The organism is Pseudomonas sp. TH10, assembly GCF_016651255.1.
Classification (GTDB): domain Bacteria; phylum Pseudomonadota; class Gammaproteobacteria; order Pseudomonadales; family Pseudomonadaceae; genus Aquipseudomonas.
On sequence record NZ_JAEKEG010000097.1, the window covers coordinates 15265 to 38899 of the forward strand.

At 59.8% G+C, this 23635-nt stretch carries 23 protein-coding genes; 17 read left to right on the top strand and 6 right to left on the bottom strand.

The features are described from left to right. Positions 1-22: 22 nt before the first annotated feature. From rlmN to JFT80_RS15185, 10 genes are all read left to right on the top strand, one after another. Positions 23-1171, top strand: a complete 1149-nt coding sequence (rlmN, locus tag JFT80_RS15140) for a 23S rRNA (adenine(2503)-C(2))-methyltransferase RlmN (RefSeq protein WP_201148412.1) — start codon at positions 23-25, stop codon at positions 1169-1171. Positions 1172-1183: 12 nt separating this feature from the next. Continuing rightward, positions 1184-1942, top strand: a complete 759-nt coding sequence (gene pilW / locus JFT80_RS15145) for a type IV pilus biogenesis/stability protein PilW (RefSeq protein WP_201148413.1) — start codon at positions 1184-1186, stop codon at positions 1940-1942. Beyond that, positions 1942-2955 carry a RodZ family helix-turn-helix domain-containing protein gene (locus tag JFT80_RS15150; RefSeq protein ID WP_201148414.1) on the top strand — a complete coding sequence of 338 codons (1014 nt, stop codon included), beginning with the start codon at positions 1942-1944 and terminating at the stop codon, positions 2953-2955. The genes pilW and JFT80_RS15150 overlap by 1 nt, the downstream gene beginning before the upstream one ends. 2 nt (positions 2956-2957) lie before the next feature. Beyond that, a complete protein-coding gene (gene ispG / locus JFT80_RS15155; RefSeq protein ID WP_201148415.1) occupies positions 2958-4067 on the top strand; it encodes a flavodoxin-dependent (E)-4-hydroxy-3-methylbut-2-enyl-diphosphate synthase in 1110 nt (369 codons plus the stop codon). A 37-nt stretch (positions 4068-4104) separates the two neighbouring features. Then, positions 4105-5394 carry a histidine--tRNA ligase gene (gene hisS / locus JFT80_RS15160; RefSeq protein WP_201148416.1) on the top strand — a complete coding sequence of 430 codons (1290 nt, stop codon included), beginning with the start codon at positions 4105-4107 and terminating at the stop codon, positions 5392-5394. 41 nt (positions 5395-5435) lie between these two features. After that, positions 5436-6077, top strand: a complete 642-nt coding sequence (locus JFT80_RS15165) for a tetratricopeptide repeat protein (protein ID WP_201148417.1) — start codon at positions 5436-5438, stop codon at positions 6075-6077. Beyond that, entirely contained in the window at positions 6070-7221 is a 1152-nt protein-coding gene (gene bamB / locus JFT80_RS15170) for an outer membrane protein assembly factor BamB (RefSeq protein ID WP_201148418.1), read from the top strand. The genes JFT80_RS15165 and bamB overlap by 8 nt, the downstream gene beginning before the upstream one ends. Positions 7222-7360: 139 nt before the next feature. Beyond that, positions 7361-8830, top strand: a complete 1470-nt coding sequence (gene der, locus JFT80_RS15175) for a ribosome biogenesis GTPase Der (protein WP_201148419.1) — start codon at positions 7361-7363, stop codon at positions 8828-8830. A 224-nt stretch (positions 8831-9054) separates the two neighbouring features. Then, positions 9055-10203 (top strand): pyridoxal phosphate-dependent aminotransferase, encoded by a 1149-nt coding sequence (locus JFT80_RS15180; RefSeq protein ID WP_201148420.1) that lies wholly within the window; start codon positions 9055-9057, stop codon positions 10201-10203. Then, on the top strand, positions 10191-10982 hold the full coding sequence (locus tag JFT80_RS15185) for an amidohydrolase (protein WP_122837630.1): 792 nt from the start codon (positions 10191-10193) through the stop codon (positions 10980-10982). Before JFT80_RS15180 ends, JFT80_RS15185 begins: the two co-directional genes overlap by 13 nt. A gap of 214 nt (positions 10983-11196) precedes the next feature. Here the strand turns inward: JFT80_RS15185 and leuA are convergent, their stop codons facing one another. The 3 genes from leuA to JFT80_RS15200 all read right to left on the bottom strand — a co-directional run bounded on the left by leuA (position 11197) and on the right by JFT80_RS15200 (position 14408). Continuing rightward, entirely contained in the window at positions 11197-12876 is a 1680-nt protein-coding gene (gene leuA / locus JFT80_RS15190; RefSeq protein ID WP_201148421.1) for a 2-isopropylmalate synthase, read from the bottom strand. 363 nt (positions 12877-13239) lie between these two features. Continuing rightward, on the bottom strand, positions 13240-13746 hold the full coding sequence (locus JFT80_RS15195; protein WP_201148422.1) for a murein L,D-transpeptidase family protein: 507 nt from the start codon (positions 13744-13746) through the stop codon (positions 13240-13242). Between the two features lie 110 nt (positions 13747-13856). After that, a complete protein-coding gene (locus tag JFT80_RS15200) occupies positions 13857-14408 on the bottom strand; it encodes an NUDIX hydrolase (RefSeq protein ID WP_201148423.1) in 552 nt (183 codons plus the stop codon). Positions 14409-14555: 147 nt separating this feature from the next. On the opposite strand from JFT80_RS15200, the gene JFT80_RS15205 reads away from it, so the two are divergent. The 5 genes from JFT80_RS15205 to purT all read left to right on the top strand — a co-directional run bounded on the left by JFT80_RS15205 (position 14556) and on the right by purT (position 17830). After that, complete coding sequence (locus JFT80_RS15205; RefSeq protein ID WP_201148424.1) at positions 14556-15155, top strand: CoA pyrophosphatase; 600 nt, start codon at positions 14556-14558, stop codon at positions 15153-15155. Positions 15156-15217: 62 nt separating this feature from the next. Further along, complete coding sequence (locus JFT80_RS15210) at positions 15218-15742, top strand: gamma carbonic anhydrase family protein (protein WP_003221962.1); 525 nt, start codon at positions 15218-15220, stop codon at positions 15740-15742. Further along, complete coding sequence (locus tag JFT80_RS15215; protein ID WP_201148425.1) at positions 15739-15942, top strand: DUF1289 domain-containing protein; 204 nt, start codon at positions 15739-15741, stop codon at positions 15940-15942. The genes JFT80_RS15210 and JFT80_RS15215 overlap by 4 nt, the downstream gene beginning before the upstream one ends. Before the next feature lie 138 nt (positions 15943-16080). Beyond that, positions 16081-16548 carry a VUT family protein gene (locus JFT80_RS15220; RefSeq protein WP_201148426.1) on the top strand — a complete coding sequence of 156 codons (468 nt, stop codon included), beginning with the start codon at positions 16081-16083 and terminating at the stop codon, positions 16546-16548. A gap of 100 nt (positions 16549-16648) precedes the next feature. Then, complete coding sequence (gene purT, locus JFT80_RS15225) at positions 16649-17830, top strand: formate-dependent phosphoribosylglycinamide formyltransferase (protein ID WP_201148427.1); 1182 nt, start codon at positions 16649-16651, stop codon at positions 17828-17830. 115 nt (positions 17831-17945) lie between these two features. Here purT and JFT80_RS15230 read toward each other — a convergent pair whose 3' ends face one another. The 3 genes from JFT80_RS15230 to JFT80_RS15240 all read right to left on the bottom strand — a co-directional run bounded on the left by JFT80_RS15230 (position 17946) and on the right by JFT80_RS15240 (position 21576). Continuing rightward, the gene (locus JFT80_RS15230; RefSeq protein WP_201148428.1) at positions 17946-19262 is read right to left on the bottom strand and encodes an MFS transporter; all 1317 of its coding nucleotides are present in this window, start codon (positions 19260-19262) and stop codon (positions 17946-17948) included. A 244-nt stretch (positions 19263-19506) separates the two neighbouring features. After that, positions 19507-20751, bottom strand: a complete 1245-nt coding sequence (locus JFT80_RS15235) for an HlyC/CorC family transporter (RefSeq protein WP_201148429.1) — start codon at positions 20749-20751, stop codon at positions 19507-19509. A gap of 12 nt (positions 20752-20763) precedes the next feature. Next, positions 20764-21576 (bottom strand): inner membrane protein YpjD, encoded by an 813-nt coding sequence (locus tag JFT80_RS15240; protein ID WP_201148430.1) that lies wholly within the window; start codon positions 21574-21576, stop codon positions 20764-20766. A 210-nt stretch (positions 21577-21786) separates the two neighbouring features. Between JFT80_RS15240 and ffh the strand changes: the two genes are divergently transcribed. Both ffh and rpsP read left to right on the top strand, forming a co-directional pair. After that, complete coding sequence (gene ffh / locus JFT80_RS15245) at positions 21787-23163, top strand: signal recognition particle protein (protein WP_201148431.1); 1377 nt, start codon at positions 21787-21789, stop codon at positions 23161-23163. Between the two features lie 249 nt (positions 23164-23412). Next, positions 23413-23635: 30S ribosomal protein S16 (gene rpsP / locus JFT80_RS15250; RefSeq protein ID WP_201148432.1), on the top strand; the 223-nt coding region annotated here is incomplete at its 3' end.

Consider the following 23635-nt stretch of genomic DNA (forward strand, 5'->3'; position numbering starts at 1 on the left):
GCTTAAGAGTGAAGGTGAATCCATGACTACATCGACTGTAAAAACCAACCTGCTGGGTCTGACTCAACAGGAAATGGAAAAATTCTTCGACTCAATCGGGGAGAAGCGTTTCCGTGCCGGTCAGGTAATGAAATGGATTCACCACTTTGGTGTCGATGATTTCGACGCCATGACGAACGTCAGCAAGGCCTTGCGCGACAAGCTCAAGGTTATTGCTGAAGTCCGTGGTCCGGAAGTGGTCAGCGAGGACATCTCCACCGACGGCACCCGTAAGTGGGTGGTGCGCGTGGCGTCCGGCAGCTGCGTCGAGACCGTATACATTCCCCAGGGCAAACGCGGCACTCTGTGCGTTTCGTCCCAGGCAGGCTGTGCCCTGGATTGCAGTTTCTGCTCCACCGGCAAGCAAGGCTTCAATAGCAACCTCACCGCCGCCGAAGTCATCGGCCAGGTGTGGATTGCCAACAAATCTTTCGGCAGCGTCCCGGCAACCGTCGACCGTGCCATCACCAACGTGGTGATGATGGGTATGGGTGAGCCGCTGCTGAACTTCGACAACGTCGTCGCCGCCATGCATCTGATGATGGATGACCTGGGCTACGGGATCTCCAAGCGCCGCGTGACCCTGTCCACTTCGGGCGTGGTGCCGATGATCGATGAGCTTTCCAAGCACATCGACGTGTCCCTGGCGTTGTCCTTGCACGCACCCAATGACGCATTGCGTAATCAACTGGTGCCGATCAACAAGAAGTATCCGCTTAAGATGCTGCTCGAGTCGTGCCAGCGCTACATGTCGTCCCTGGGCGAAAAGCGTGTGCTGACCATCGAGTACACCTTGCTCAAAGACATCAACGACAAGGTTGAACACGCCGTCGAGATGGTCGAGCTGCTGAAGAACATTCCGTGCAAGATCAACCTGATTCCGTTCAACCCGTTCCCGCACTCCGGGTACGAGCGTCCGAGCAACAACGCGATCCGTCGTTTCCAGGATCAGTTGCATCAGGCCGGTTTCAACGTCACTGTCCGCACCACCCGTGGTGAAGACATCGACGCCGCGTGTGGTCAATTGGTAGGGCAGGTGCTGGATCGCACCCGTCGCAGCGAACGTTACATCGCCGTGCGTGAGTTAAGCGCCGACAGCGATCTGGCACAGAACGCCGCGAACACTAACTAAGAGAGGATCTCTATGTCCCTGCGCTTTGCGCTGCTGTTGCTGTTGGCCAGCCTGTGTGCTGGTTGTGTCCTGTCGGGTGACTACAACCCGATGAAGACCAGCAAGGGCCGCGATGAAGCGCGGGCTGCCTACGTGCAGTTGGGGCTGGGGTACTTGCAGCAGGGCATGACCGAGCGGGCCAAGGTGCCGCTGAAGAAAGCGCTGGAGCTGGACAGCTCGGATCCTGACGCCAACGCTGCGCTCGGGCTGGTGTTTCAGGCCGAAATGGAGCCTGCACTGGCTGACGAGCATTTCCGCAAGGCTTTGTCCTCCCGTCCCGGCGATGCCCGCACGCTCAACAATTACGGCAGTTTTCTCTACGAAGAACAGCGTTACAAGGAAGCCTACGAGCGTTTTGAACAGGCCGCGGCCGATACCCTGTATCCTGAGCGTTCGCGTGTGTTCGAGAACCTTGGCATGACGGCGGCGAAGCTTGGTCAGCGTGATCTGGCGCAGCAGCAGCTGGAAAAAGCACTGCGTTTGAACCGTCAACAACCGCGCGCGTTGCTGGAAATGGCTGAGTTGTCCTTCGAAGACAGGCATTATGTGCCCGCACGTGACTATTACGACCGATTCAGCCTGCTGACCGAACAAAATGCACGTAGTCTATTGCTCGGCGTTCGGCTGGCAAAAGTGTTTGAAGATCGCGACAAGGCCGCCAGTTATGGCCTGCAATTAAAACGACTCTATCCCGGTACGCCGGAATATCAGCAATACCTGTCGGAGCAATGATGAAAGCGGCGCATCCCGAAGTTGTATCAGCGAATCGCGTTAACCCCGGTGAGACCTTGCGCCAGGCCCGCGAAAGCAATGGCTGGTCGCTGGCCGAAGTGGCCCTCAAGCTCAACCTCACCGTGACTTCCCTGAGCAATCTTGAAGCCGGCGCTTTCGACAAGCTGCCGGGGCATACCTTCGCTCGCGGTTACATTCGCGCCTATGCCAAATTGCTCGGCATGGACCAGACGGTTCTGGTTCAGCAATTCGACCAATCCACCGGCACCGATTCCCAGGGCAGCAACGTGCACAGCCTGGGCCGTATCGAAGAGCCGGTGCGGGTTTCCCATACCATTTTGCGAATCGTCAGCCTGTTGCTGCTGGTTGCCGTGATCGGCGGTGGTTTCTTCTGGTGGCAGGATCAAACCTCCCAGCGTGCCAAGGACCTGACCACCTTGAGCCCGGAGCACGTCGAAGTCGAAGGTGCCGATGGCACCACGCAGATCCATCCGCTGGACGAGCCGGAAGACCAGGCCGTCGTGGAAGGTCAGGCCGAGGGCGGCACCGCGCTGGCACTGCCGCAGGGCAACACTGCGGCGCAAGCTGAAGCGACTGCCCCGGCCCCGGCCCCTGCACCGACCACACCGTCCGCGCCTGTGCCAAACACTGCGCCGGCCGCTGCGACCCCGGCGACTCCTGCTCCTGCCGTTCCTGCCGTGCCAGCGCCGGTGGTGACTGCGCCGGTTGCGCCAAGTGCTGCTGCCGTTGCACCGACTGCGGCAGTGGCCGGCCAAGGCCAGGTTTCATTGCAATTCACCGCCGATTGCTGGACACAAGTCAGCGATGCCAGCGGTAAAGTGTTGTTCAGTGGCCTCAAGCGCAAGGGCGACAACCTGTCTGTTGCCGGCAAGCCACCATTTGCCGTGCGTCTGGGCTATGCCCGTGGCGCGCAGGTCAGCTACAACGGCCAACCGGTCGATGTCGCTCCGTTCACCAGTGGCGAGACTGCTCGCCTGAAGTTGGGTCAATAGTCATGCACGGCGAATCTCCAATCAAACGTCGCGTTTCGCGCAAGATCTGGGTCGGCAACGTACCGGTGGGCGGCGATGCGCCGATCGCTGTGCAGAGCATGACCAACAGCGACACCAATGACGTTGCCGCCACTGTTGCGCAAATCAATCGTCTGGAAGCCGCTGGCGTCGACATCGTTCGCGTTTCGGTACCGGACATGGACGCCGCCGAGGCGTTTGGCAAGATCAAGCAACTGGTCAAGGTGCCATTGGTTGCCGACATCCACTTCGACTACAAGATCGCTTTGCGCGTGGCCGAACTGGGCGTGGACTGCCTGCGTATCAACCCGGGCAACATCGGTCGTGAAGACCGCGTGCGCGCCGTGGTCGATGCTGCCCGTGACCGCGGGATTCCGATTCGCATCGGGGTCAACGCCGGTTCCCTGGAAAAAGACCTGCAAAAGAAATACGGCGAGCCGACCCCGGCCGCACTGGTCGAATCCGCTTTGCGTCACGTTGAGCATCTTGAACGCCTGAATTTTCAGGACTTCAAGGTCAGCGTGAAAGCCTCCGACGTGTTCATGGCCGTCGAAGCCTACCGCTTGCTGGCGAAAGAAATCGTCCAGCCGCTGCACCTGGGCATCACCGAAGCCGGTGGATTGCGTTCGGGCACGGTGAAATCCGCCGTGGGCCTAGGTATGCTGCTCGCCGAAGGGATTGGCGATACTATCCGCATCTCGCTGGCGGCCGACCCGGTCGAGGAAGTGAAGGTCGGTTACGACATTCTCAAGTCTTTGCATCTGCGTTCCCGTGGCATCAACTTCATCGCCTGCCCGAGCTGCTCGCGGCAGAACTTCGATGTGGTGAAAACCATGAACGAGCTGGAAGGGCGCCTTGAAGACCTGCTGGTGCCGCTGGATGTCGCGGTGATCGGTTGTGTGGTCAACGGCCCCGGCGAAGCCAAGGAAGCCCATATCGGCTTGACCGGCGGTACGCCAAACCTGATTTACATCGACGGCAAGCCGTCGCAGAAACTGACGAATGACAATCTGGTGGACGAGCTCGAAAGGCTGATCCGCCAGAAAGCGGCCGAAAAGGTCGAAGCTGACGCTGCCGTAATTGCGCGCGGCTGAGCCTGACTGAAGCGCCGAACGAATTTAAGGATTTAAAGTGAGCAAGTCTCTGCAAGCCATTCGTGGCATGAATGACATCCTGCCCGAACAGACCCCGCTGTGGCGTTATTTCGAGAGCACTGTGGCGCGTCTGCTGGATAACTACGGTTACAAGCAAATTCGCATGCCGATCGTCGAGTTCACCGAGCTGTTCAAGCGCTCGATCGGCGAAGTGACCGACATCGTCGAAAAAGAGATGTACACCTTCGAGGACCGCAACGGCGACTCCCTGACCCTGCGTCCCGAAGGTACGGCTGCCTGCGTACGTGCGGTGCTGGAGCATGGCATCACCGGCGGTGGCCAGGTCCAGAAACTCTGGTACATCGGTCCGATGTTCCGTCACGAGCGTCCGCAGAAAGGTCGTTATCGCCAGTTCCACCAGATCGGTCTGGAGGTGTTCAACCTCGACGGTCCGGACATCGATGCCGAGCTGATCATCATGACCTGGCGTCTGTGGGGCGAGCTGGGCATTCGTGACGCGGTCAAACTCGAACTGAACAGCCTGGGTACCAGCGAGTCCCGTGGTCGTTATCGTGAAGCGCTGGTTGAGTATCTCTCGGCGCACCACGACAAGCTCGACGAGGACAGCCAGCGCCGTCTGAAAACCAACCCGCTGCGCGTGCTCGACACCAAAAATGCCGACACTCAAGCGGTGCTGGTCGATGCGCCGAAGATGGCTGACTACCTCGATGACGAATCCCGCGCTCACTTTGAAGGTTTGAAATCGCGCCTGGATGCCGTTGGCATTCCTTACGTGCTCAACCCGAAGCTGGTGCGTGGTCTCGATTACTACAGCAAAACCGTTTTCGAATGGGTCACCGACAAACTCGGTGCCCAGGGCACTGTCTGCGCGGGCGGTCGTTACGACGGTCTGGTCGAGCAGATGGGCGGCAAGCCGACCAGCGGTGTTGGTTTCGCCATGGGCATCGAGCGTCTGGTCCTGATGCTCGAAACCCTCGAGCAGATCCCCGAAGAGATCTCCCGTCAGGTCGACGTCTACCTCTGCGCCTTCGGTGAAGAGGCCGAACTGGCCGGTCTGGCTCTGGCTGAGCGTGTTCGTGATCAACTTCCAAACCTGCGTCTGCAAGTCAATGCCGGCGCCGGCAGTTTCAAAAGCCAGTTCAAGAAAGCCGACAAGAGCGGTGCGTTGTACGCACTGATCCTGGGTGACGACGAAATGGCCCAGCAAGTGGTAGGTTTCAAACCCCTGCGTGGCCAGGGCGAACAACAAAGCATTGCCTGGGATGCGCTCGCCGCTCACCTGGCCACCTGCGTCGTGCAGGGTTGAAGCTGTCTTAACAGCCGATTTAGCGATTAAGGAGTATTGGGGTGTCGAGTACCGAAGACGAACAGTTGGCGGATTTGAAGGACTGGTGGACACGCAACGGCAAACCTCTGGTCACCGGCGGCCTGTTGGCACTGGTTATCGTGTTCGGCTGGCAGGCTTATCACAAATACCAGAGCAACCAGTCGCAAGGCGCCTCGGTGCTCTATCAGCAACTGCTGGAAACCACGCTGACGCCTGACGGCAAGCCTGATGCGGCGCGCGTTGCGGATCTGGCCGGCAAGCTCAACAGCGAATTCGGCGGCACCGCGTACGCGCAGTACGGCAGCCTGTTCGTGGCCAAGGTCGCAGTCGACAGCGGCAAGCTGGATGACGCCGCGACCGAGCTCAAAGCCATTGTCGACAAACCGGCCAACCCGGCGCTGGGCGAAATCGCCCGTCAGCGTCTGGCGCAGGTGCTCGGCGCGCAGAACAAGGCCGATGACGCCCTGAAACTGCTCGACGGCGACGCCGACAAAGCGTTCCTGGCCACTCGCGAAGAACTCAAGGGCGACCTGCTGGTGAAGCTGGGTCGTACCGATGAAGCAAACGCGGCGTATCAAAAAGCCAAGGCGGCACTGTCGGATGAAGCGGCAGTAGGTGGCCTACAAATCAAGCTGGACGACCTGGCCAAAGGGGATGCGTGACGTGATCCGTTGGAAGCATGCAGCATTGCTGGCTCTGGCCATTTTGGCCGCGGGTTGCAGCAGCAACAGCAAAAAAGAATTGCCACCGGCCGAACTGACCGACTTCAAAGAAGAAGTGGTTCTGCACAAGCAGTGGAGTCGTTCGATCGGTGACGGTCAGGGCGAAACCTACAACATGCTGGTCCCGGCGATCGATGGCGACACCATCTATGCCGCCGACGTCACCGGTGTGGTGATGTCGATGGATCGCAGCAATGGCGACGTCAAATGGGAAAAAGATCTTGAGCTGCCAGTTTCCGGCGCCGTTGGCGTGGGTTACGGGCTGGTCATGATCGGCACGCTCAAAGGCGAAATCGTTGCCCTGGATGCCAGCAGCGGTGAAGAGAAATGGCGCGCTCGCGTGTCCAGCGAAGTCCTCGCGCCGCCTGCCAGCAATGGTGATGTGGTGGTGGTTCAGACTCAGGATGATCGTCTGATCGGCCTGGATGCCTCCACCGGTAGCCAACGCTGGGTGTATGACAGCACTCCGGCCGTTCTGACCCTGCGTGGCACCAGTGCTCCGCTGGTCACCAACCGCCTTGCGGTGGCTGGCCTGTCGACCGGTAAAGTAGTCGCTCTGGACATTTCCAACGGCGTGCCGGTTTGGGAACAACGCATTGCGATTCCACAGGGTCGTTCGGAACTGGAGCGCGTTGTCGACATCGACGGCGGTCTGCTGCTGTCCGGCGGTACGCTGTACGTTGCCAGCTATCAGGGTCGCGTTGCGGCACTGGACCTGGAAAGCGGTCGTCAGCTCTGGCAGCGTGATGCTTCCAGCTATGCCGGTGTCGCCCAGGGTTTTGGCAGCGTCTACGTGAGCCTGTCGTCGGGCACCGTTGAAGGCGTCGACGAACGTTCCACCACAGCCTTGTGGAGCAACGATTCGCTGGCTCGCCGTCAACTGTCGGCTCCGGAAGTGTTCTCCAGCTATGTTGCAGTGGGTGACCTGGAAGGTTATCTGCACCTGCTGAGTCAGGTTGACGGTCGTTTCGTCGGCCGTGAGCGCATCGACAGCGACGGCCTGCGTGCCCGTCCGCTGGTGGTGGGTGACACGATTTATGTATATGGCAACAGTGGCAAACTGGAAGCCCTGACCATCAAGTAACAACTATGCTTGGGGATAACACCCCAGGCAGCTTCACTTGTGGAAGTGAACCTGTTCACTCCCACAGTGTTGCCCCGAGCACCAGCCGCTGCCTCGCAGCGGCTTTTGTATTTTCTGAAATAACGAAGTGGAGAGCCGCATGGTTCCCGTAATCGCCCTGGTGGGCCGACCGAACGTCGGCAAGTCCACCTTGTTCAACCGCCTGACCAGGACTCGCGACGCCATCGTCGGCGACTTGTCCGGTCTGACCCGTGATCGCCAGTACGGTGAGGCCAAGTGGCAAGGGCGTTCCTACATTCTGGTCGACACCGGTGGTATCTCCGGTGACGAGCACGGTATGGACGAAAAAATGGCCGAGCAGTCGCTGCTGGCCATTGAAGAAGCAGATGTTGTGCTGTTCCTGGTAGATGCCAAGGCCGGTTTCACCGCCGCCGACCAGATGATCGCCGAACACCTGCGCAAACGTAACAAGCGCTCGTACGTGGTGGCCAACAAGGTCGACAATATCGACCCGGAAATGGCCCGCGCTGAATTCGCTCCGCTGGGCATGGGCCACGCGATTCCGATCGCCGGTGCTCATGGTCGTGGCATCACACAGATGCTGGAAATCGCTCTGGGTGAATTCCCGCGGGACGAAGAAGAGCCGGAAGACGGCGAAGAAGAGATCGTTGCTGAAGGCGAGGAAGCCAAGCGCATTCCTGGCCCAAGCGAAAAAGACGGGATCAAGATTGCCATCATCGGCCGTCCGAACGTCGGCAAGTCGACTCTGGTCAACCGTATGCTCGGTGAAGACCGGGTTATCGTCTATGACCAGCCGGGCACCACGCGCGACAGTATCTACATCCCGTTCGAACGGAATGAAGAGAAGTACACGCTGATCGACACCGCCGGTGTGCGCAAGCGCGGCAAGATCCACGAAGAAGTCGAAAAGTTCTCCGTGGTCAAAACCCTGCAGGCGATCAAAGACGCCAACGTGGTGATCTTCGTGATGGACGCCCGCGAAGGCGTGGTCGATCACGACCTCAACCTGCTGGGCTTCGCCATCGAGTCGGGTCGTGCGCTGGTCATCGCGATCAACAAGTGGGACGGCATGACGCCGAGCGAGCGCGACTTCGTGAAGGTCGAGCTGCAGCGTCGTCTGTTCTTCGTTGATTACGCCGACATCCACTTCATCTCGGCACTGCACGGTACTGGCGTGGGCAACCTCTACGCCTCGGTACAGAACTCGTTCAAGTCGGCGGTCACCCGCTGGCCGACCAACCGTCTGACCCAGATTCTCGAAGACGCCGTTGGCGAGCACGCGCCACCGATGGTCAACAACCGCCGGATCAAGCTGCGTTACGCCCACTTGGGTGGTGCGAACCCGCCGATCATCGTGATCCACGGTAACCAGATCGAGAAAGTGCCGAAGTCATATGTACGCTATCTGGAGAACACTTACCGCCGTGTGCTGAAGCTGGTCGGTACGCCGATCCGCATCGAGTTCAAGGGCGGCGACAACCCGTTCGAAGGCAAAAAAACCACGCTGACAGACCGCCAGGTCAACAAGAAGCGTCGTTTGATGTCGCACCACAAGAAAGCTGACAAGAAGCGCCGCGACAAGCGCTGATTCAAGGCTTGTCCGGCTCCTGTGGGAGCGGGCTTGCCCGCGATGAACGAAAACGCGGTGTATCTGTTACATCGTGGTGTGGCCATCGCGGGCAAGCCACGCTCCCACAGGATCGGGTTCCAAAAAGGGCGCTTATGGCGCCCTTTTTTTATGGGCGCCGTATGGGCTATCCTCGGGCTCTCCCGCGCCGCCGTTAGAGCCGGGTGCAGAGCAGGGAATCACCGATGATCACCAGTAAGCTGCCGAATGTCGGCATCACTATCTTCACTCAGATGTCGCAGCTCGCGGCGCAAACCGGCGCGCTGAACCTGTCCCAGGGTTTTCCCGATTTCGATGCCCCGCAGGCGCTGTGCGACGCGGTCGGCCGGCACATCGCCCAGGGCCACAACCAGTACTCGCCAATGACCGGCCTGCCGGCCTTGCGCCAGCAGGTAGCTACCAAGATCGCTCGCAGCTACGGTATCAACGTCGATGCCGACAATGAGGTGACGATTACCCCGGGCGCCACCCAGGCGATCTTCTGCGCGATCCAGGCGGTTATCAACAGCGGCGACGAAGTCATCGTATTCGACCCGTGCTACGACAGTTATGAACCGTCGGTCGAGCTGGCCGGCGGTCGTTGTGTGCACGTGCAGCTGGGGCTGGATGATTTCGCCATCGACTTCCAGAAACTCGCTGAAGCCATTACGCCGCGTACGCGGATGATCGTCATCAATACCCCGCACAACCCGAGCGGCGCACTGATCAGTCGAGCGGAACTCGATCAACTGGCAGCGCTTATCCGCGATCGTGACATTTACCTGATCAGTGACGAAGTCTACGAACACCTGGTGTTCGACGGCGTGCCCCACGTCAGCGTGCTTGCCCACGAAGAACTGTATCAACGTGCGTTCGTGGTCAGCTCGTTCGGCAAGACCTACCACGTCACTGGCTGGAAAACCGGCTACGTCGTCGCACCGCCGGCGCTGACTGCCGAGCTGCGCAAAGTCCATCAGTACGTCAGTTTCTGCGGCGTCACCCCGCTGCAATACGCTTTGGCTGATTACATGGCCGAGCATCCCGAACATGTCGAGGAGCTGCCGGCGTTCTATCAGGCCAAGCGCGACCTGTTTTGCGATTTGCTGGCGCCCTCGCGATTCAGCTTCAAACGGGTCGCGGGCACTTATTTCCAGCTGGTCGACTATTCGCAGATTCGTCCGGACCTCAATGACGTCGACATGGCGCTTTGGATGACCCGCGAACACGGCGTGGCCAGTATCCCGATCTCGGTGTTCTACCAGAGCCCGCCCGCAGGCCAGCGCCTGATACGCCTGTGCTTCGCCAAACGCGAGGAGACCCTGCGTGAAGCAGCGGAAAAACTATGCGTGATCTGAGTGCCTTGCCGAACCTGACCATCGCGTTGGTCCAGACCACGCTCGCCTGGCATGACCGCCAGGCCAACCTGGAGCACTTCGAGCAGTTGCTGGAGCAGGCGCGTGGCGCCGACCTGATCATCCTGCCGGAAATGTTCACCACCGGTTTCTCCATGGAATCCCAGACCCTGGCCGAGCCGGAGAACGGCCCCACCAGCAAATGGCTGCGGCTGCAGGCGGCGAAGTTCGACGCGGTGATTACCGGCAGTGTCATCGTGCAAGCCAGTGATGGCAGCCATCGCAATCGCCTGTTATGGGCGCGCCCGGACGGCGAGGTGCTGCACTACGACAAGCGCCATCTGTTTCGCATGGCGGGTGAGCACAACCACTACACCCCGGGCGAGCGTCAGGTGCAGTTCGAATTGAAAGGCTGGCGGGTGCGGCCGCTGATTTGTTATGACTTGCGATTCCCGGTCTGGAGCCGGGACGCGCAGGACACCGACCTGCTGCTGTACACCGCAAACTGGCCTGGTGCACGGCGCCAGCACTGGAACCGCTTGCTGCCGGCGCGGGCGATTGAAAACCTGTGTTATGTCGCGGCGGTGAATCGAGTGGGCACCGACGGCAAGGGCTTTGCCTACACCGGGGACAGCCAGGTGCTGGATTTCCAGGGTGAGACGTTGCTGGGCGCGGGGGAGGCCGATGGAGTGTTTCAGGTGGTGCTGGATGCGGCGGAGCTGGCGGCCTACCGCACGCGGTTTCCAGCGAATCTGGATGCGGATACGTTCGAGTTCACCTGAGACCGGAAAAGATCGCAGCCTTCGGCAGCTCCTACAGGGGACCGCATTCCAGGGCAGGATAGGCCCGAAAAGATCGCAGCCTTCGGCAGCTCCTACAGGAAACGCATTCCAGGGCAGGAACTGCCGAAGGCTGCGATCTCTTGATCTTCAAACAGCACAAACAAAAAAGGCCCCGAAGTTCGCACTTCGGGGCCTTTTGCGTTTCAGCGAACGCTTATGCCGCCTTTGCTTCCGGCTGGCTCAACGATCGGTTCAGCGCGCTGAACAGCGCCTTGAAGCTGGCCGTGGTGATGTTTTCGTCGATGCCCACGCCGTGCACTGCACGCTCGCCGTTCACACGCAGCTCGATGTAGGCCGCCGCTTTGGCATTGGTGCCCGCGCCGATCGCGTGTTCGTTGTAGTCCATGATTTCCACCGGAACCGGCAGACCAGCCACCAGTGCTTCCAGCGCACCGTTGCCCTTGCCGCGCCAATGCAGGTTGGTTTCGCCCTGACCCTGGCTTGCCACTTCCACTTCGACGTTGCTGTTGCCGTTTTCTTCCTGCAGGCGATGGCTGACCAGCGCGTACGGGGTGTTGGCTTGCAAGTATTCGCTGATCAGCAACGAATGGATCTGCTTGGCGGTCATCTCCAGGCCCAGGCGGTCGGTTTCACGCTGCACGACCTGGCTGAACTCGATCTGCATACGACGTGGCAGGCTGATGCCGTATTCCTGCTCCAGCAAGTAAGCGATGCCGCCCTTGCCCGACTGGCTGTTGACGCGGATCACCGCTTCGTAGCTGCGGCCGATATCGGCCGGGTCGATCGGCAAGTACGGCACTTCCCAAAGAGCGTCCGGTTTCTGCTGAGAGAAGCCTTTGCGGATGGCATCCTGGTGTGAGCCGGAGAACGCGGTGTGCACCAGGTCGCCAACGTACGGGTGACGCGGGTGAACTTGAATCTGGTTGCACTCTTCGACGACTTTGCGCACGCCGTCGATGTCGGAGAAGTCCAGCTGAGGGTCGAGACCCTGGGTGTACATGTTCAGGGCAACGGTGACGAGGTCGACGTTGCCGGTACGCTCGCCGTTGCCGAACAGGCAGCCTTCGACGCGATCGGCACCAGCCATCAGGCCCAGCTCGGTGGCAGCGACGCCAGTGCCACGGTCGTTGTGCGTGTGCAGGCTGATGATCACGCTGTCACGACGATTGATGTTGCGGCCGAACCACTCGATCTGATCGGCGTAGATGTTCGGCGTTGCGCATTCAACGGTGGCCGGCAGGTTGAGGATCATCTTGTGCTCAGGCGTCGGGTTCCACACCTCGATTACCGCATCACAGACTTCCTTGGCGAACTCCAGCTCAGTGGCGCTGAAGGTTTCCGGCGAGTATTCGAAGGTCCACTCGGTGTCTGGCTGCATCGCCGCGTATTTGACGAACAGCTTGGCCGCGTTGACGGCGATGGCCTTGATGCCGTCCTTGTCTTGGTTGAAGACGATGCGACGGAAAGACGGCGAGGTAGCGTTGTACAAGTGAACGATGGCTTTCTTCGCGCCGCGCAGGGATTCGAAGGTGCGCTCGATCAGGTCTTCACGGCCCTGGGTCAGCACCTGGATGGTGGTGTCGTCCGGGATGTGGTTGCCTTCGATCAGGGTACGCACAAAGTCGAAGTCGGTTTGCGAAGCAGCCGGGAACGAGGCTTCGATTTCCTTCACGCCGACCTGCACCAGCGTTTTCCAGAAGCGCAGCTTCTTGACCGCGTCCATCGGCTCGATCAGCGACTGGTTGCCGTCACGCAGGTCGGAGCTGCACCAGATCGGCGCGGCGTCGATGGTTTTCGACGGCCAGGTACGATCCGGCAGGTTGATGACGGGGAACGCGCGGTATTTCGAAGACGGATCTTTGAGCATGCTCATCGGGAAATTCCTTATTGTCTGGGCCGAAAAGAGGCGGCCTGCCGGTGTGACGAATCTTCTTGGAAAAGCGTAGGACGAGGCGTAGCGATTCAGCCTGGCAGTCGTGCGCTGACGAGGCACAGGCTGCGGTGCTGGCGAAGCTGAATGAGGGTGTGAGAGGTTTTCATGCCCTCAACCCTAACCGCGAGGGGAAAGGATGGCAAGCGGTCGAAAAAAATTGAGAGGAATACTCTTGGGCAAGCTTTTAGCGAGATTTAATTGCTTGGATCAGCCCTGATTGTTCTAATAATTGCTGGCGGTTTAAACACCGCGCAATCGAACTGGCGTGCTTTGCACTTTCCAGGTCTGGGTTGCAATGGGCCGTTAAGGGCGGATTTCGACCATCGTGCCGTCCGGCACCAGGCTCCACACTTCGCGCATATCAACGTTGCGCATGGCGACGCAGCCGTCGGTCCAGTCGAGGGTGTGGAACAGGTCTTCCGGGGTTTCTTCCGAATCCGGCGTGCCGTGGATCATGATCATCCCGCCAGGTTCGACGCCTTCACGTCGGGCGCGTGCAGAATCGCTGATGTTCGGATAGGAAATGTGCATCGACAGGTTGAATTTGTCGCTGGTCTTGCGCCAGTCGATCCAATAGAAGCCTTCCGGTGTGCGCTTGTCGCCTTCAATCAGTTTCGGACCTTTTTTCGCGCCTTTGCCCAGGGAAATGCGATAGGTCTTCAGCGGCTTGCCGTCGGCGATCAACTGCAGTTGATGAGCCGATTTGAGCACCAGCACTTTTTCGATCGGTTTGCCATCCAGGGTCACCACGGTGGAAGCCTGGGACACGGCAATGAACGACAGGCAGAACAGGGCAAGCAACCAGCGCATTAAAACGATATCCCTAAGAGGTGTTGCGACTATCTAATTGTAGGTGCTGCCTCAGGCTTGAGCCGCAGGCGGACGATCTTTTGCTTTTGCAAAAAATTTCACATTCCGAATCAAATAATGACAGGCTGCACCAACGGCGGAATCGATTCCGAACGAACCGGATACTCCTCAACACGCCGATCAGCGAAGAAGCATTCTAAGGTACGTCCCACCGTGCGGAAAGCCAGCTCGTCCCAAGGAATGTCGGCTTCGTCGAATAGTTGCACTTCGAGGCTCTCGGGGCCGGCAGAAAAGTCCAGATCGACCAGCTCGGCGCGAAAGAACACATGCACCTGACTGATGTGCGGCACGTCGATCAATGTGTAGATGCTCAGGTTGCGCACCCGCGCGCAAGCTTCCTCGGCGGTTTCGCGGATGGCGGCCTGTTCGATGGTCTCGCCGTTTTCCATGAAACCTGCGGGCAACGTCCAGTAGCCGAGGCGCGGTTCAATGGCGCGGCGGCACAGCAACACCTTCGTGCCCCAGGTTGCGACACAACCGGCGACGATGTTGGGATTCTGATAGTGAATGGTCTGACAGCTATCACAGACAAATCGCAGCCGCGAATCGCCTTCGGGAATGCGCTGGGTGACCGGGTTACCGCACTGGCTGCAAAATTTCATGCTGGGGTTCCTGAATGCTGCGCCTATCTTGGCGTGCAGCGGTGTCGGTCGGCAAGTTGTCGTTTCGCGACACGACAGGTTTCGGGGGCTTGGGCGCTCGCATTGATTGGTGCATGATGCGGGGTAAGGCACAGATCGAGAACACTCATGCTGGACGAGCTACTGCATAGGGTAAGCAACCACACACCGCGCACGCTGGAGACCGACAAACGTTTCCCCGAGGCCGCCGTTCTGGTGCCGATCACCCGCAGTGACGAGCCGGAGCTGGTATTGACCCTGCGTGCCAGCGGACTCTCGACCCACGGCGGCGAAGTTGCCTTCCCCGGTGGGCGTCGCGATCCGGAAGACCCGGATTTGATCTTCACCGCTTTGCGTGAGGCCGAAGAGGAAATTGGCCTGCCGCCCGGACTGGTTGAAATCATCGGCCCGCTAAGTCCGCTGATCTCCCTGCATGGCATCAAAGTCACGCCTTATGTCGGCGTGATCCCCGATTTTGTCGAGTACCAGCCCAACGATGCTGAAATCGCCGCGGTATTTAGCGTACCGCTGGAGTTCTTTCGCAAAGACCCGCGCGAACATACCCATCGTATCGATTACCAGGGTCGCAGCTGGTACGTACCCAGTTACCGTTACGGTGAATATAAGATCTGGGGGCTGACGGCGATCATGATCGTCGAGTTGATCAACCTGCTCTATGACGCGAAAATCAGCCTGCATCAGCCGCCGAAAAGCTTTATCAATACCTGAAGCATCAACGGCTGAAGCCATCGTTCGAATGGCCAATCACCGTGAGCCCTGAGGAAAACAAGATGAAATACCGCTTGGGCGACGCCCGTGTCGACACCCATCCACAGAGCTGGGTCGCCCCCAATGCCGTGCTGGTGGGCAAGGTGAAACTGGAAGAGGGCGCCAACGTCTGGTTCAACGCCGTGTTACGCGGTGACAACGAACTGATCCTGATCGGCAAGAACAGCAATGTGCAGGACGGCACAGTGATGCATACCGACATGGGCTATCCGCTGACCATCGGCACCGGCGTGACCATCGGCCACAACGCCATGCTGCATGGCTGCACGGTTGGCGATTACAGCCTGATCGGCATTAATGCGGTGATTTTGAACGGCGCGAAAATTGGCAAGAACTGCATCATCGGCGCCAATTCGCTGATCGGCGAAGGCAAGGAAATCCCTGATGGTTCGCTAGTGATGGGCTCGCCGGGCAAAGTTGTGCGTGAACTGACCGAGCCGCAGAAGAAAATGCTCGAAGCCAGCGCCGCGCACTATGTGCATAACTCCCAGCGTTATGCGCGTGATCTGGTTGAGCAGGAAGAATGACTACACCCGAAAGACCGGTCGCCTCGCCGTGCGTGAATATCTGCGCGCTGGATGAGGAAGATATCTGCACGGGCTGCCAGCGTACGGTCGAAGAGATCACGCGCTGGAGCCGCATGAACAATGACGAGCGCCGGGTGGTGCTGGGGTTGTGTCATGAACGGGCGAAGGCGAGTGGGTTGGTGTGGATGCTTGGCAAGTAACTCCGGACATTCATCGCGCCCCTTGTTGGAGCGAGCTGGCTCGCGAAAACCTGAGGGCGCTATGAGGTACCTGATTTTACGCGTAATCGTTAACGTCCTTCGCGAGCAAGCTCGCTCCTACAGGTGTCTTTTCGTCCCATGATTTTCCTCATCGCCTACATCAGCAGTGTCGTGCTGATCAACTTCGCCTTCTCCACCGCGCCGCACCTGGACATCATCTGGTCGGCTTGGGGCGGCTTGGTATTCGTGCTGCGCGACATGGTGCAAACGCGCTTTGGGCACGGCGCAATCATCGCCATGCTGGCGGCGCTGGTGCTGTCCTACGTCACCTCCGATCCCTCCATCGCTTTGGCCAGCGCCACGGCGTTCGCGGTGTCTGAAATCATCGATTGGCTGGTGTTCAGCGTTACCAAGCGGCCGTTGCGTGACCGCTTGTGGATCAGTTCGGCGCTGAGCATTCCCCTCGATACCTTCATCTTTTTCGGCATGATCGATCTGATGACGCCGCCAGTCATCATCACCGCGCTGGCCTCGAAATTCGCCGGCGTTACCGCTGTCTGGCTGATCATGGCCTGGCGCGAGCGCAAACAGGCTGTCGCCAGCTGAAGCCAAACCCTCGCGTTCATGTAAAATGCCGCGCTTTCTCCCCATGGAAAGCGCGTCTGGCGTCGCTTTCCTCGATGATCCGCTTCTTTGAGGACCTGAGATGACCCGTATCGGAACTCCATTGTCGCCGACCGCGACCCGCGTATTGCTGTGTGGCTGTGGCGAGTTGGGCAAGGAAGTGGTGATCGAGCTGCAACGCCTGGGCGTTGAAGTGATCGCCGTGGACCGCTACGCCAACGCGCCGGCCATGCAGGTGGCGCATCGCAGCCACGTGATCAATATGCTCGACGGTGCCGCCCTGCGAGCGGTCATCGAAGCAGAAAAACCGCACTTCATCGTGCCGGAAATCGAAGCCATCGCGACCGCCACCCTGGTCGAACTGGAAGCCGAAGGTTTCACCGTGATCCCTACCGCGCGTGCCGCGCAGCTGACCATGAACCGCGAAGGCATCCGCCGCCTGGCAGCTGAAGAGCTGGACCTGCCCACTTCGCCGTACCACTTCGCCGACACCTTCGAGGATTACAGCAAGGCGGTCGAAGACCTCGGCTTCCCGTGCGTGGTCAAGCCAGTGATGAGCTCGTCGGGCAAGGGCCAAAGCCTTCTGCGCAGTGTCGATGACGTGAAGGCCGCGTGGGATTACGCGCAAGAAGGCGGCCGCGCCGGCAAGGGGCGAGTGATCGTCGAGGGCTTCATCGATTTCGACTACGAAATTACCTTGCTCACCGTGCGCCACATTGGCGGCACCACGTTCTGTGCTCCGGTGGGGCATCGCCAGGAGAAGGGCGATTACCAGGAGTCCTGGCAGCCACAGGCGATGAGCCCGATCGCGCTGGCGGAGTCCGAGCGCGTCGCCAAAGCCGTGACCGAAGCCTTGGGTGGCCGCGGCCTGTTTGGCGTCGAGTTGTTCATCAAGGGCGACCAGGTGTGGTTCAGCGAAGTGTCGCCGCGCCCACACGACACGGGCCTTGTGACGCTGATTTCCCAGGACCTGTCGCAGTTCGCGCTGCACGCCCGGGCCATTCTTGGCCTGCCGATCCCGTTGATCCGTCAGTTCGGGCCTTCGGCTTCGGCGGTGATCCTGGTGGAAGGGCAGTCGACCCAGACGGCGTTCGCCAATCTTGGCGCTGCGCTGAGCGAGCCGGATACGGCGTTGCGGTTGTTCGGCAAGCCTGAGGTCAACGGCCAGCGCCGCATGGGCGTGGCGCTGGCGCGGGATGAGTCGATTGAAGCGGCTCGGGCGAAGGCTACCCGTGCTTCGCAGGCCGTCGTAGTAGACCTCTAAACCGAGGCGCGGCATTCGCCGGCAAGCCCGCTCCCACATGGGATTGGGGTCGTACACACAATTGGTGGACAACCCGAAATCCTGTGGGAGCGAGCTTGCTCGCGATGGCGGCCTGTCAGGCCACTCGATTCAAATCGTTATCCCGCGTTTCCTTCAAGCACAGCACCGCGATCAGGCTTAACACCGCCGCCCCCGACACATACCCCCCGACATAACTCAGCCCGCCCATCGCCACCAGCTTCTGCGCGAAGAACGGCGCTGCCGAGGCTCCGACGATTCCGCCCAGGTTGTACGCCGCCGATGCGCCGGTATAACGCACGTGGGTCGGAAACAGCTCCGGCAACAGCGCCCCCATCGGCGCGAATGTCACGCCCATCAAAAACAGCTCGATGCACAGGAATAGCGCGACGCCCCAGGTTGAACCCTGCGTCAGCAACGGCTCCATGAGAAACCCCGACAGAATCGCCAGCACGCCACCGATGATCAGCACCGGTTTGCGCCCGTAACGGTCACTTGCCCAAGCGGACAACGGCGTGGCGGCAGCCATGAACAGCACGGCAAAACACAGCAGTCCAAGGAAAGTTTCGCGGCTGTAGCCAAGCGTGGACACGCCGTAGCTCAGGGAAAATACCGTCGAGATATAGAACAGCGCATAGCAAACTACCATCGCCGCCGCGCCCAGCAGGGTTGGCGCCCAGTATTGGCTGAACAGCTCGACCAGCGGCATTTTTACCCGTTCCTGACGGGCGATGGCATTGGCGAACACCGGGGTTTCGTGCAGTTTCAATCGCACGTACAGACCGACCATCACCAGCACGGCGCTGAGCAGAAACGGAATACGCCAGCCCCAACTGCGGAATTGCTCATCATCGAGCGTCATGGCCAAGGTCAGAAACAAGCCGTTGGCCGCGAGAAAACCAATCGAAGGGCCGAGCTGCGGGAACATGCCGAACCACGCCCGTTTGCCCTTCGGTGCGTTTTCCGTGGCCAGCAGCGCGGCGCCACCCCATTCACCGCCTAATCCCAAACCCTGACCAAAGCGCAGCACGCACAACAGGATCGGTGCCCAGGCGCCGATGCTGGCGTAACCCGGCAGCACGCCGATCAGCGTTGTACAAACACCCATCAGCAGTAACGAGGCGACCAATGTGGACTTGCGCCCGATACGGTCACCGAAATGGCCGAACAACGCCGAGCCCAGAGGTCGCGCGAGGAAGGCAATGCCGAAAGTGAGAAACGCCGAGAGCATCTGTGCGGTGCCGGAGGTCTGCGGAAAGAACACCGGCCCGATCACCAGTGCAGCAGCGGTGGCGTAGACGTAGAAGTCGTAGAACTCGATGGCCGTGCCGATAAAACTCGCCGTGGCCACGCGCGTGGCGGAATTGGTCGGTTGGGCAGGCGCGGTGTCGCTGTAAGCGGTACTGGTCGTCATGCGGTGATCCCTGACAGTCATGAGCTCCGTTGGAGCGAATTATTATGGTCGAACACCCAGGGATGTGGGTTTAACGCGAAGTGCGGGTAGCACTGGGGTAGGGCGGCGCTTGGGTAAGCTGATCCGATTATAGGAAGGGGGCTAACGATTGAACAAGAGCAAAAAGATCGCAGCCTGCGGCAGCTCCTACATGGGAACGCATTCCAAATGTAGGAGCTGCCGCAGGCTGCGATCTTGTGGCTATCTAGCGCACGGGCGCGACCGCAGGCACCGAGCTGGTGTGCCAGACCAGCACCTGGGTCACACGGTTATCCTCGGTCTCGAGAATCTCCAGCCGATACCGCCCAATCTTCAGGCAAACCGCACTGTCCGGGATGGTCTCAAGCGCTTCGGTCACCAGACCATTCAGCGTCTTCGGCCCATCGCTGGGCAAGTGCCAGCCCAGGCACTTGTTCAATTCACGGATCGACGCCGCCCCGTCAATCACCATTCGGCCATCAGCCTGTGGATGAATATGCGGGTTATCGAGGCTGTGCTCGCTTTCAAACTCGCCAACGATTTCTTCGAGAATGTCTTCCAGTGTGACGATGCCGAGCACTTCGCCGTACTCGTCCACCACCATGCCCAAGCGCCGCTGTTGCTTGTGGAAGTTCAGCAGTTGCAGCTGCAGCGGCGTGCTCTCCGGCACGAAATAGGGCTCGTGACAGGCCGCCAGCAGCGCTTCGATCGTCAGGCTGGCATCGGCCAGCAGATGGCGGATCTGCCGGGTATTGAGCACCGCTTCAACCTGGTTGATATCGCTGTGGAACACCGGCAGGCGTGTGCGCCGGTTGTTGCGCAGCTGCTCGATGATCTCCTGGAGATCGTCGTCGAGGTTGATCCCGTCGACATCGCTGCGTGGCACCAGGATGTCGTTGACCGTGATGTTATCCAGCGCATGGATGCCCGCCAGCACGTGCGGGCGGCAGGATGCGTGTTCCTGGTCTTCGTGCCGATCCGAGGCGGCTTCGTCTTCGCTCTGCTGCACCACTTTGACTTTGCGGGCGAATGGGCGCATCAACAATTGGCTGAGGCCATTGAGCAACCAGGCGGCGGGGTAGACGATTTTCAATGGCACGCCGAGCAAGGTGTTGCCCAGGCTCAGGACAGCATCTGGATAACGCACGGCGAGGGTGCGCGGCAAGTAATCGGCGAACACCAGCAAAATAGCGCCGGCGCCAAGGCATGCTGCCCAAGGGCCGTTTTCTTCGCAGAGGAAAATCGCCAGCAACGTCGCAATCACGACCGCAAGCGCACGGCACAAGGTGTTGCAGAGGATCAGACTGTCGAGCGGGAAGCTCAGCTTCGCCAGCGGTTTATCGCTGGCGCGCGAGGCGGTGCGTTGTGCGAGTAGATGTTGCTGCGCGTTTTCGATGGCGGTAAACAGCCCCGACCACAAAATCAGCAGGACAAATACCGCAAGCATCGGCCCTATGGGCAAACCGTCCATTTATGCCGCCCGTCAGATGTGCAGGATGTATTCACGAACCAGTTTGCTGCCGAAATACGCCAACATCAGCAGACAGAAACCGGCGAGGGTCCAGCGAATCGCCTTGTGGCCGCGCCAGCCGAGACGATTGCGTCCCCACAGCAGCACGCTGAAGACAATCCAGGCCAGGCACGCGAGCAGGGTTTTGTGCACCAGGTGCTGGGCAAACAGGTTCTCGACGAACAGCCAGCCGGAGATCAGCGACAGCGACAACAGCGTCCAGCCAGCCCAGAGGAAACCGAACAGCAGGCTTTCCATGGTTTGCAGCGGCGGGAAGTTTTTGATCAGCCCGGACGGGTGCTTGTGCTTGAGCTGGTGGTCTTGCACCAGCAGCAGCAGCGCCTGGAACACCGCGATGGTGAACATGCCGTAAGCGAGGATCGACAACAGAATGTGCGCGAGGATGCCCGGCTCTTCATCGATGATCTGCACCGTACCGGCCGGCGCGAACTGCGCCAGCAGCACGGTAATCGCGCCGAGCGGGAACAGCAGCACCAGCAGGTTTTCCACCGGGATCCGCGAGCAGGCAATCAGAGTCAGGGCGATCACCGCCGCCGCAATCAGGCTGGAGGCGCTGAAGAAATCCAGGCCCAGACCGATCGGTGTCAGCAAATGCGTGAGCAGGCTGGCGCTGTGGGCCAGCACGGCAAGGATGCCGAGCGTAACCAGCGGGCGCTTGTTCGCCTTGGCGCCGGTGGCCAGACGGGTGCTCTGATAAAAGGTCGCAGCGGCGTATAGAAGGGCGGCGGCGAGGGTGGTCAGCAAACTGGGTGACAAGGGGAGCATAAATCCTGTTAGGCAAGCCCGAAAGGGGCTGAGTTTGGCATAGAACCGCCATGACACGAAAGACTCAGGAAGCTGACAGCGAGGTGTCCGCCAGACGCAGTCTTCGCTATAATCCGCGACCTGCCCACGCCGCAGGCTCGCCGAGCACATGTTGATTCCGGTCTGGGCCGCCATTATCCCGGTCTACACAGGGCCTGAAAGGATCGCGCAATGTTTGAAAACTTAACCGACCGTCTCTCGCAGACGCTGCGCCATGTCACCGGCAAGGCGAAGCTGACCGAGGACAATATCAAAGACACCCTGCGTGAAGTGCGCATGGCGTTGCTCGAAGCCGACGTCGCCCTGCCGGTGGTCAAGGACTTCGTCAATTCGGTCAAGGAACGCGCTGTCGGCACCGAGGTGTCGCGCAGCCTGACGCCGGGCCAGGCGTTCGTGAAGATCGTCCAGGCCGAACTCGAAAGCCTGATGGGCGCGGCCAACGAAGATTTGAACCTGAGCGCTGTGCCGCCTGCCGTCATTCTGATGGCGGGTCTGCAGGGTGCCGGTAAAACCACCACCGCCGGTAAACTTGCGCGCTTCCTTAAAGAGCGCAAGAAGAAGTCGGTCATGGTCGTGTCGGCGGACGTTTATCGTCCTGCTGCGATCAAGCAACTGGAAACCCTGGCCAGCGACATCGGCGTGACGTTCTTCCCGTCCGACCTGAGCCAGAAGCCGGTCGACATCGCCACCGCAGCTATTAAAGAAGCCAAGCTGAAATTCATCGACGTGGTCATCGTCGATACCGCCGGTCGTCTGCACATCGACGAAGAAATGATGGGCGAGATCAAGGCGCTGCACGCCGCGATCAACCCGGTCGAGACTCTGTTTGTGGTCGACGCCATGACCGGTCAGGACGCCGCCAACACGGCCAAGGCCTTCGGTGACGCGCTGCCGTTGACCGGTGTGATCCTCACCAAGGTCGACGGCGACGCCCGTGGCGGTGCCGCACTGTCGGTGCGCGCAATCACCGGCAAGCCGATCAAGTTCATCGGTATGGGCGAGAAGAGCGAAGCGCTCGACCCGTTCCACCCTGAGCGTATTGCTTCGCGGATCCTCGGCATGGGCGACGTGCTCAGCCTGATCGAACAGGCTGAAGCGACCCTCGACAAGGACAAGGCCGACAAACTGGCCAAAAAGCTGAAGAAGGGCAAGGGCTTCGACCTCGAAGACTTCCGCGATCAGCTGCAACAAATGAAGAACATGGGCGGCCTCGGCGGCCTCATGGACAAACTGCCGAGCATCGGCGGCGTCAACCTGTCGCAAATGGGCAATGCCCAGAATGCTGCAGAGAAGCAATTCAAGCAGATGGAAGCCATCATCAATTCCATGACCCCGGCCGAGCGCCGCGACCCTGAGCTGATCAGCGGTTCGCGCAAACGCCGGATCGCCATGGGTTCCGGCACTCAGGTGCAGGACATCGGTCGCTTGATCAAGCAGCACAAGCAGATGCAGAAGATGATGAAGAAATTCACCGCCAAAGGCGGAATGGCGAAAATGATGCGCGGCATGGGCGGTATGTTGCCCGGCGGCGGTATGCCAAAAATGTAAAAAACTGGCCGGTCGTCGCACCGGCGCAGGCCCCGCAAGGACGCGGGATCAACAGCAAACCCGCACTCGGCGGGAGCTGACTGGCCGTTTTCATCGACGGCTCTATATGCAAATCTGCACGGCATGCCATAGGCGCCGGAAAAAGTCATTTGCAAAAGTCCGGATATTCCTTAGAATATGCGGCCTTTCGGGCACCCATGCCCGCTGTGCATTTAGATTTGCAGCACCGACTACAGGAACGATGTTCACATGCTAACAATCCGTCTTGCCCTTGGCGGCTCCAAAAAGCGCCCGTTTTACCACCTGACCGTAACCGACTCGCGTAACCCGCGTGACGGCTCCCACAAAGAACAGGTTGGTTTCTTCAACCCTGTTGCCCGTGGTCAGGAAATCCGTCTGTCCGTGAACCAAGAGCGCGTAGCCTACTGGCTGAGCGTTGGTGCACAGCCTTCTGAGCGTGTTGCTCAGTTGC

What these genes read in the sequence shown, in the direction of transcription:
- rlmN (WP_201148412.1), top strand. Translation starts at nt 23, where the DNA reads ATGACTACATCGACTGTAAAAACCAACCTGCTGGGTCTGACTCAACAG.
- pilW (WP_201148413.1), top strand. Translation starts at nt 1,184, where the DNA reads ATGTCCCTGCGCTTTGCGCTGCTGTTGCTGTTGGCCAGCCTGTGTGCT.
- JFT80_RS15150 (WP_201148414.1), top strand. Translation starts at nt 1,942, where the DNA reads ATGAAAGCGGCGCATCCCGAAGTTGTATCAGCGAATCGCGTTAACCCC.
- ispG (WP_201148415.1), top strand. Translation starts at nt 2,958, where the DNA reads ATGCACGGCGAATCTCCAATCAAACGTCGCGTTTCGCGCAAGATCTGG.
- bamB (WP_201148418.1), top strand. Translation starts at nt 6,070, where the DNA reads ATGCGTGACGTGATCCGTTGGAAGCATGCAGCATTGCTGGCTCTGGCC.
- der (WP_201148419.1), top strand. Translation starts at nt 7,361, where the DNA reads ATGGTTCCCGTAATCGCCCTGGTGGGCCGACCGAACGTCGGCAAGTCC.
- JFT80_RS15180 (WP_201148420.1), top strand. Translation starts at nt 9,055, where the DNA reads ATGATCACCAGTAAGCTGCCGAATGTCGGCATCACTATCTTCACTCAG.
- JFT80_RS15185 (WP_122837630.1), top strand. Translation starts at nt 10,191, where the DNA reads ATGCGTGATCTGAGTGCCTTGCCGAACCTGACCATCGCGTTGGTCCAG.
- leuA (WP_201148421.1), bottom strand. Translation starts at nt 12,876, where the DNA reads ATGAGCATGCTCAAAGATCCGTCTTCGAAATACCGCGCGTTCCCCGTC.
- JFT80_RS15195 (WP_201148422.1), bottom strand. Translation starts at nt 13,746, where the DNA reads ATGCGCTGGTTGCTTGCCCTGTTCTGCCTGTCGTTCATTGCCGTGTCC.
- JFT80_RS15200 (WP_201148423.1), bottom strand. Translation starts at nt 14,408, where the DNA reads ATGAAATTTTGCAGCCAGTGCGGTAACCCGGTCACCCAGCGCATTCCC.
- JFT80_RS15205 (WP_201148424.1), top strand. Translation starts at nt 14,556, where the DNA reads ATGCTGGACGAGCTACTGCATAGGGTAAGCAACCACACACCGCGCACG.
- JFT80_RS15210 (WP_003221962.1), top strand. Translation starts at nt 15,218, where the DNA reads ATGAAATACCGCTTGGGCGACGCCCGTGTCGACACCCATCCACAGAGC.
- JFT80_RS15215 (WP_201148425.1), top strand. Translation starts at nt 15,739, where the DNA reads ATGACTACACCCGAAAGACCGGTCGCCTCGCCGTGCGTGAATATCTGC.
- JFT80_RS15220 (WP_201148426.1), top strand. Translation starts at nt 16,081, where the DNA reads ATGATTTTCCTCATCGCCTACATCAGCAGTGTCGTGCTGATCAACTTC.
- purT (WP_201148427.1), top strand. Translation starts at nt 16,649, where the DNA reads ATGACCCGTATCGGAACTCCATTGTCGCCGACCGCGACCCGCGTATTG.
- JFT80_RS15230 (WP_201148428.1), bottom strand. Translation starts at nt 19,262, where the DNA reads ATGACGACCAGTACCGCTTACAGCGACACCGCGCCTGCCCAACCGACC.
- JFT80_RS15235 (WP_201148429.1), bottom strand. Translation starts at nt 20,751, where the DNA reads ATGGACGGTTTGCCCATAGGGCCGATGCTTGCGGTATTTGTCCTGCTG.
- JFT80_RS15240 (WP_201148430.1), bottom strand. Translation starts at nt 21,576, where the DNA reads ATGCTCCCCTTGTCACCCAGTTTGCTGACCACCCTCGCCGCCGCCCTT.
- ffh (WP_201148431.1), top strand. Translation starts at nt 21,787, where the DNA reads ATGTTTGAAAACTTAACCGACCGTCTCTCGCAGACGCTGCGCCATGTC.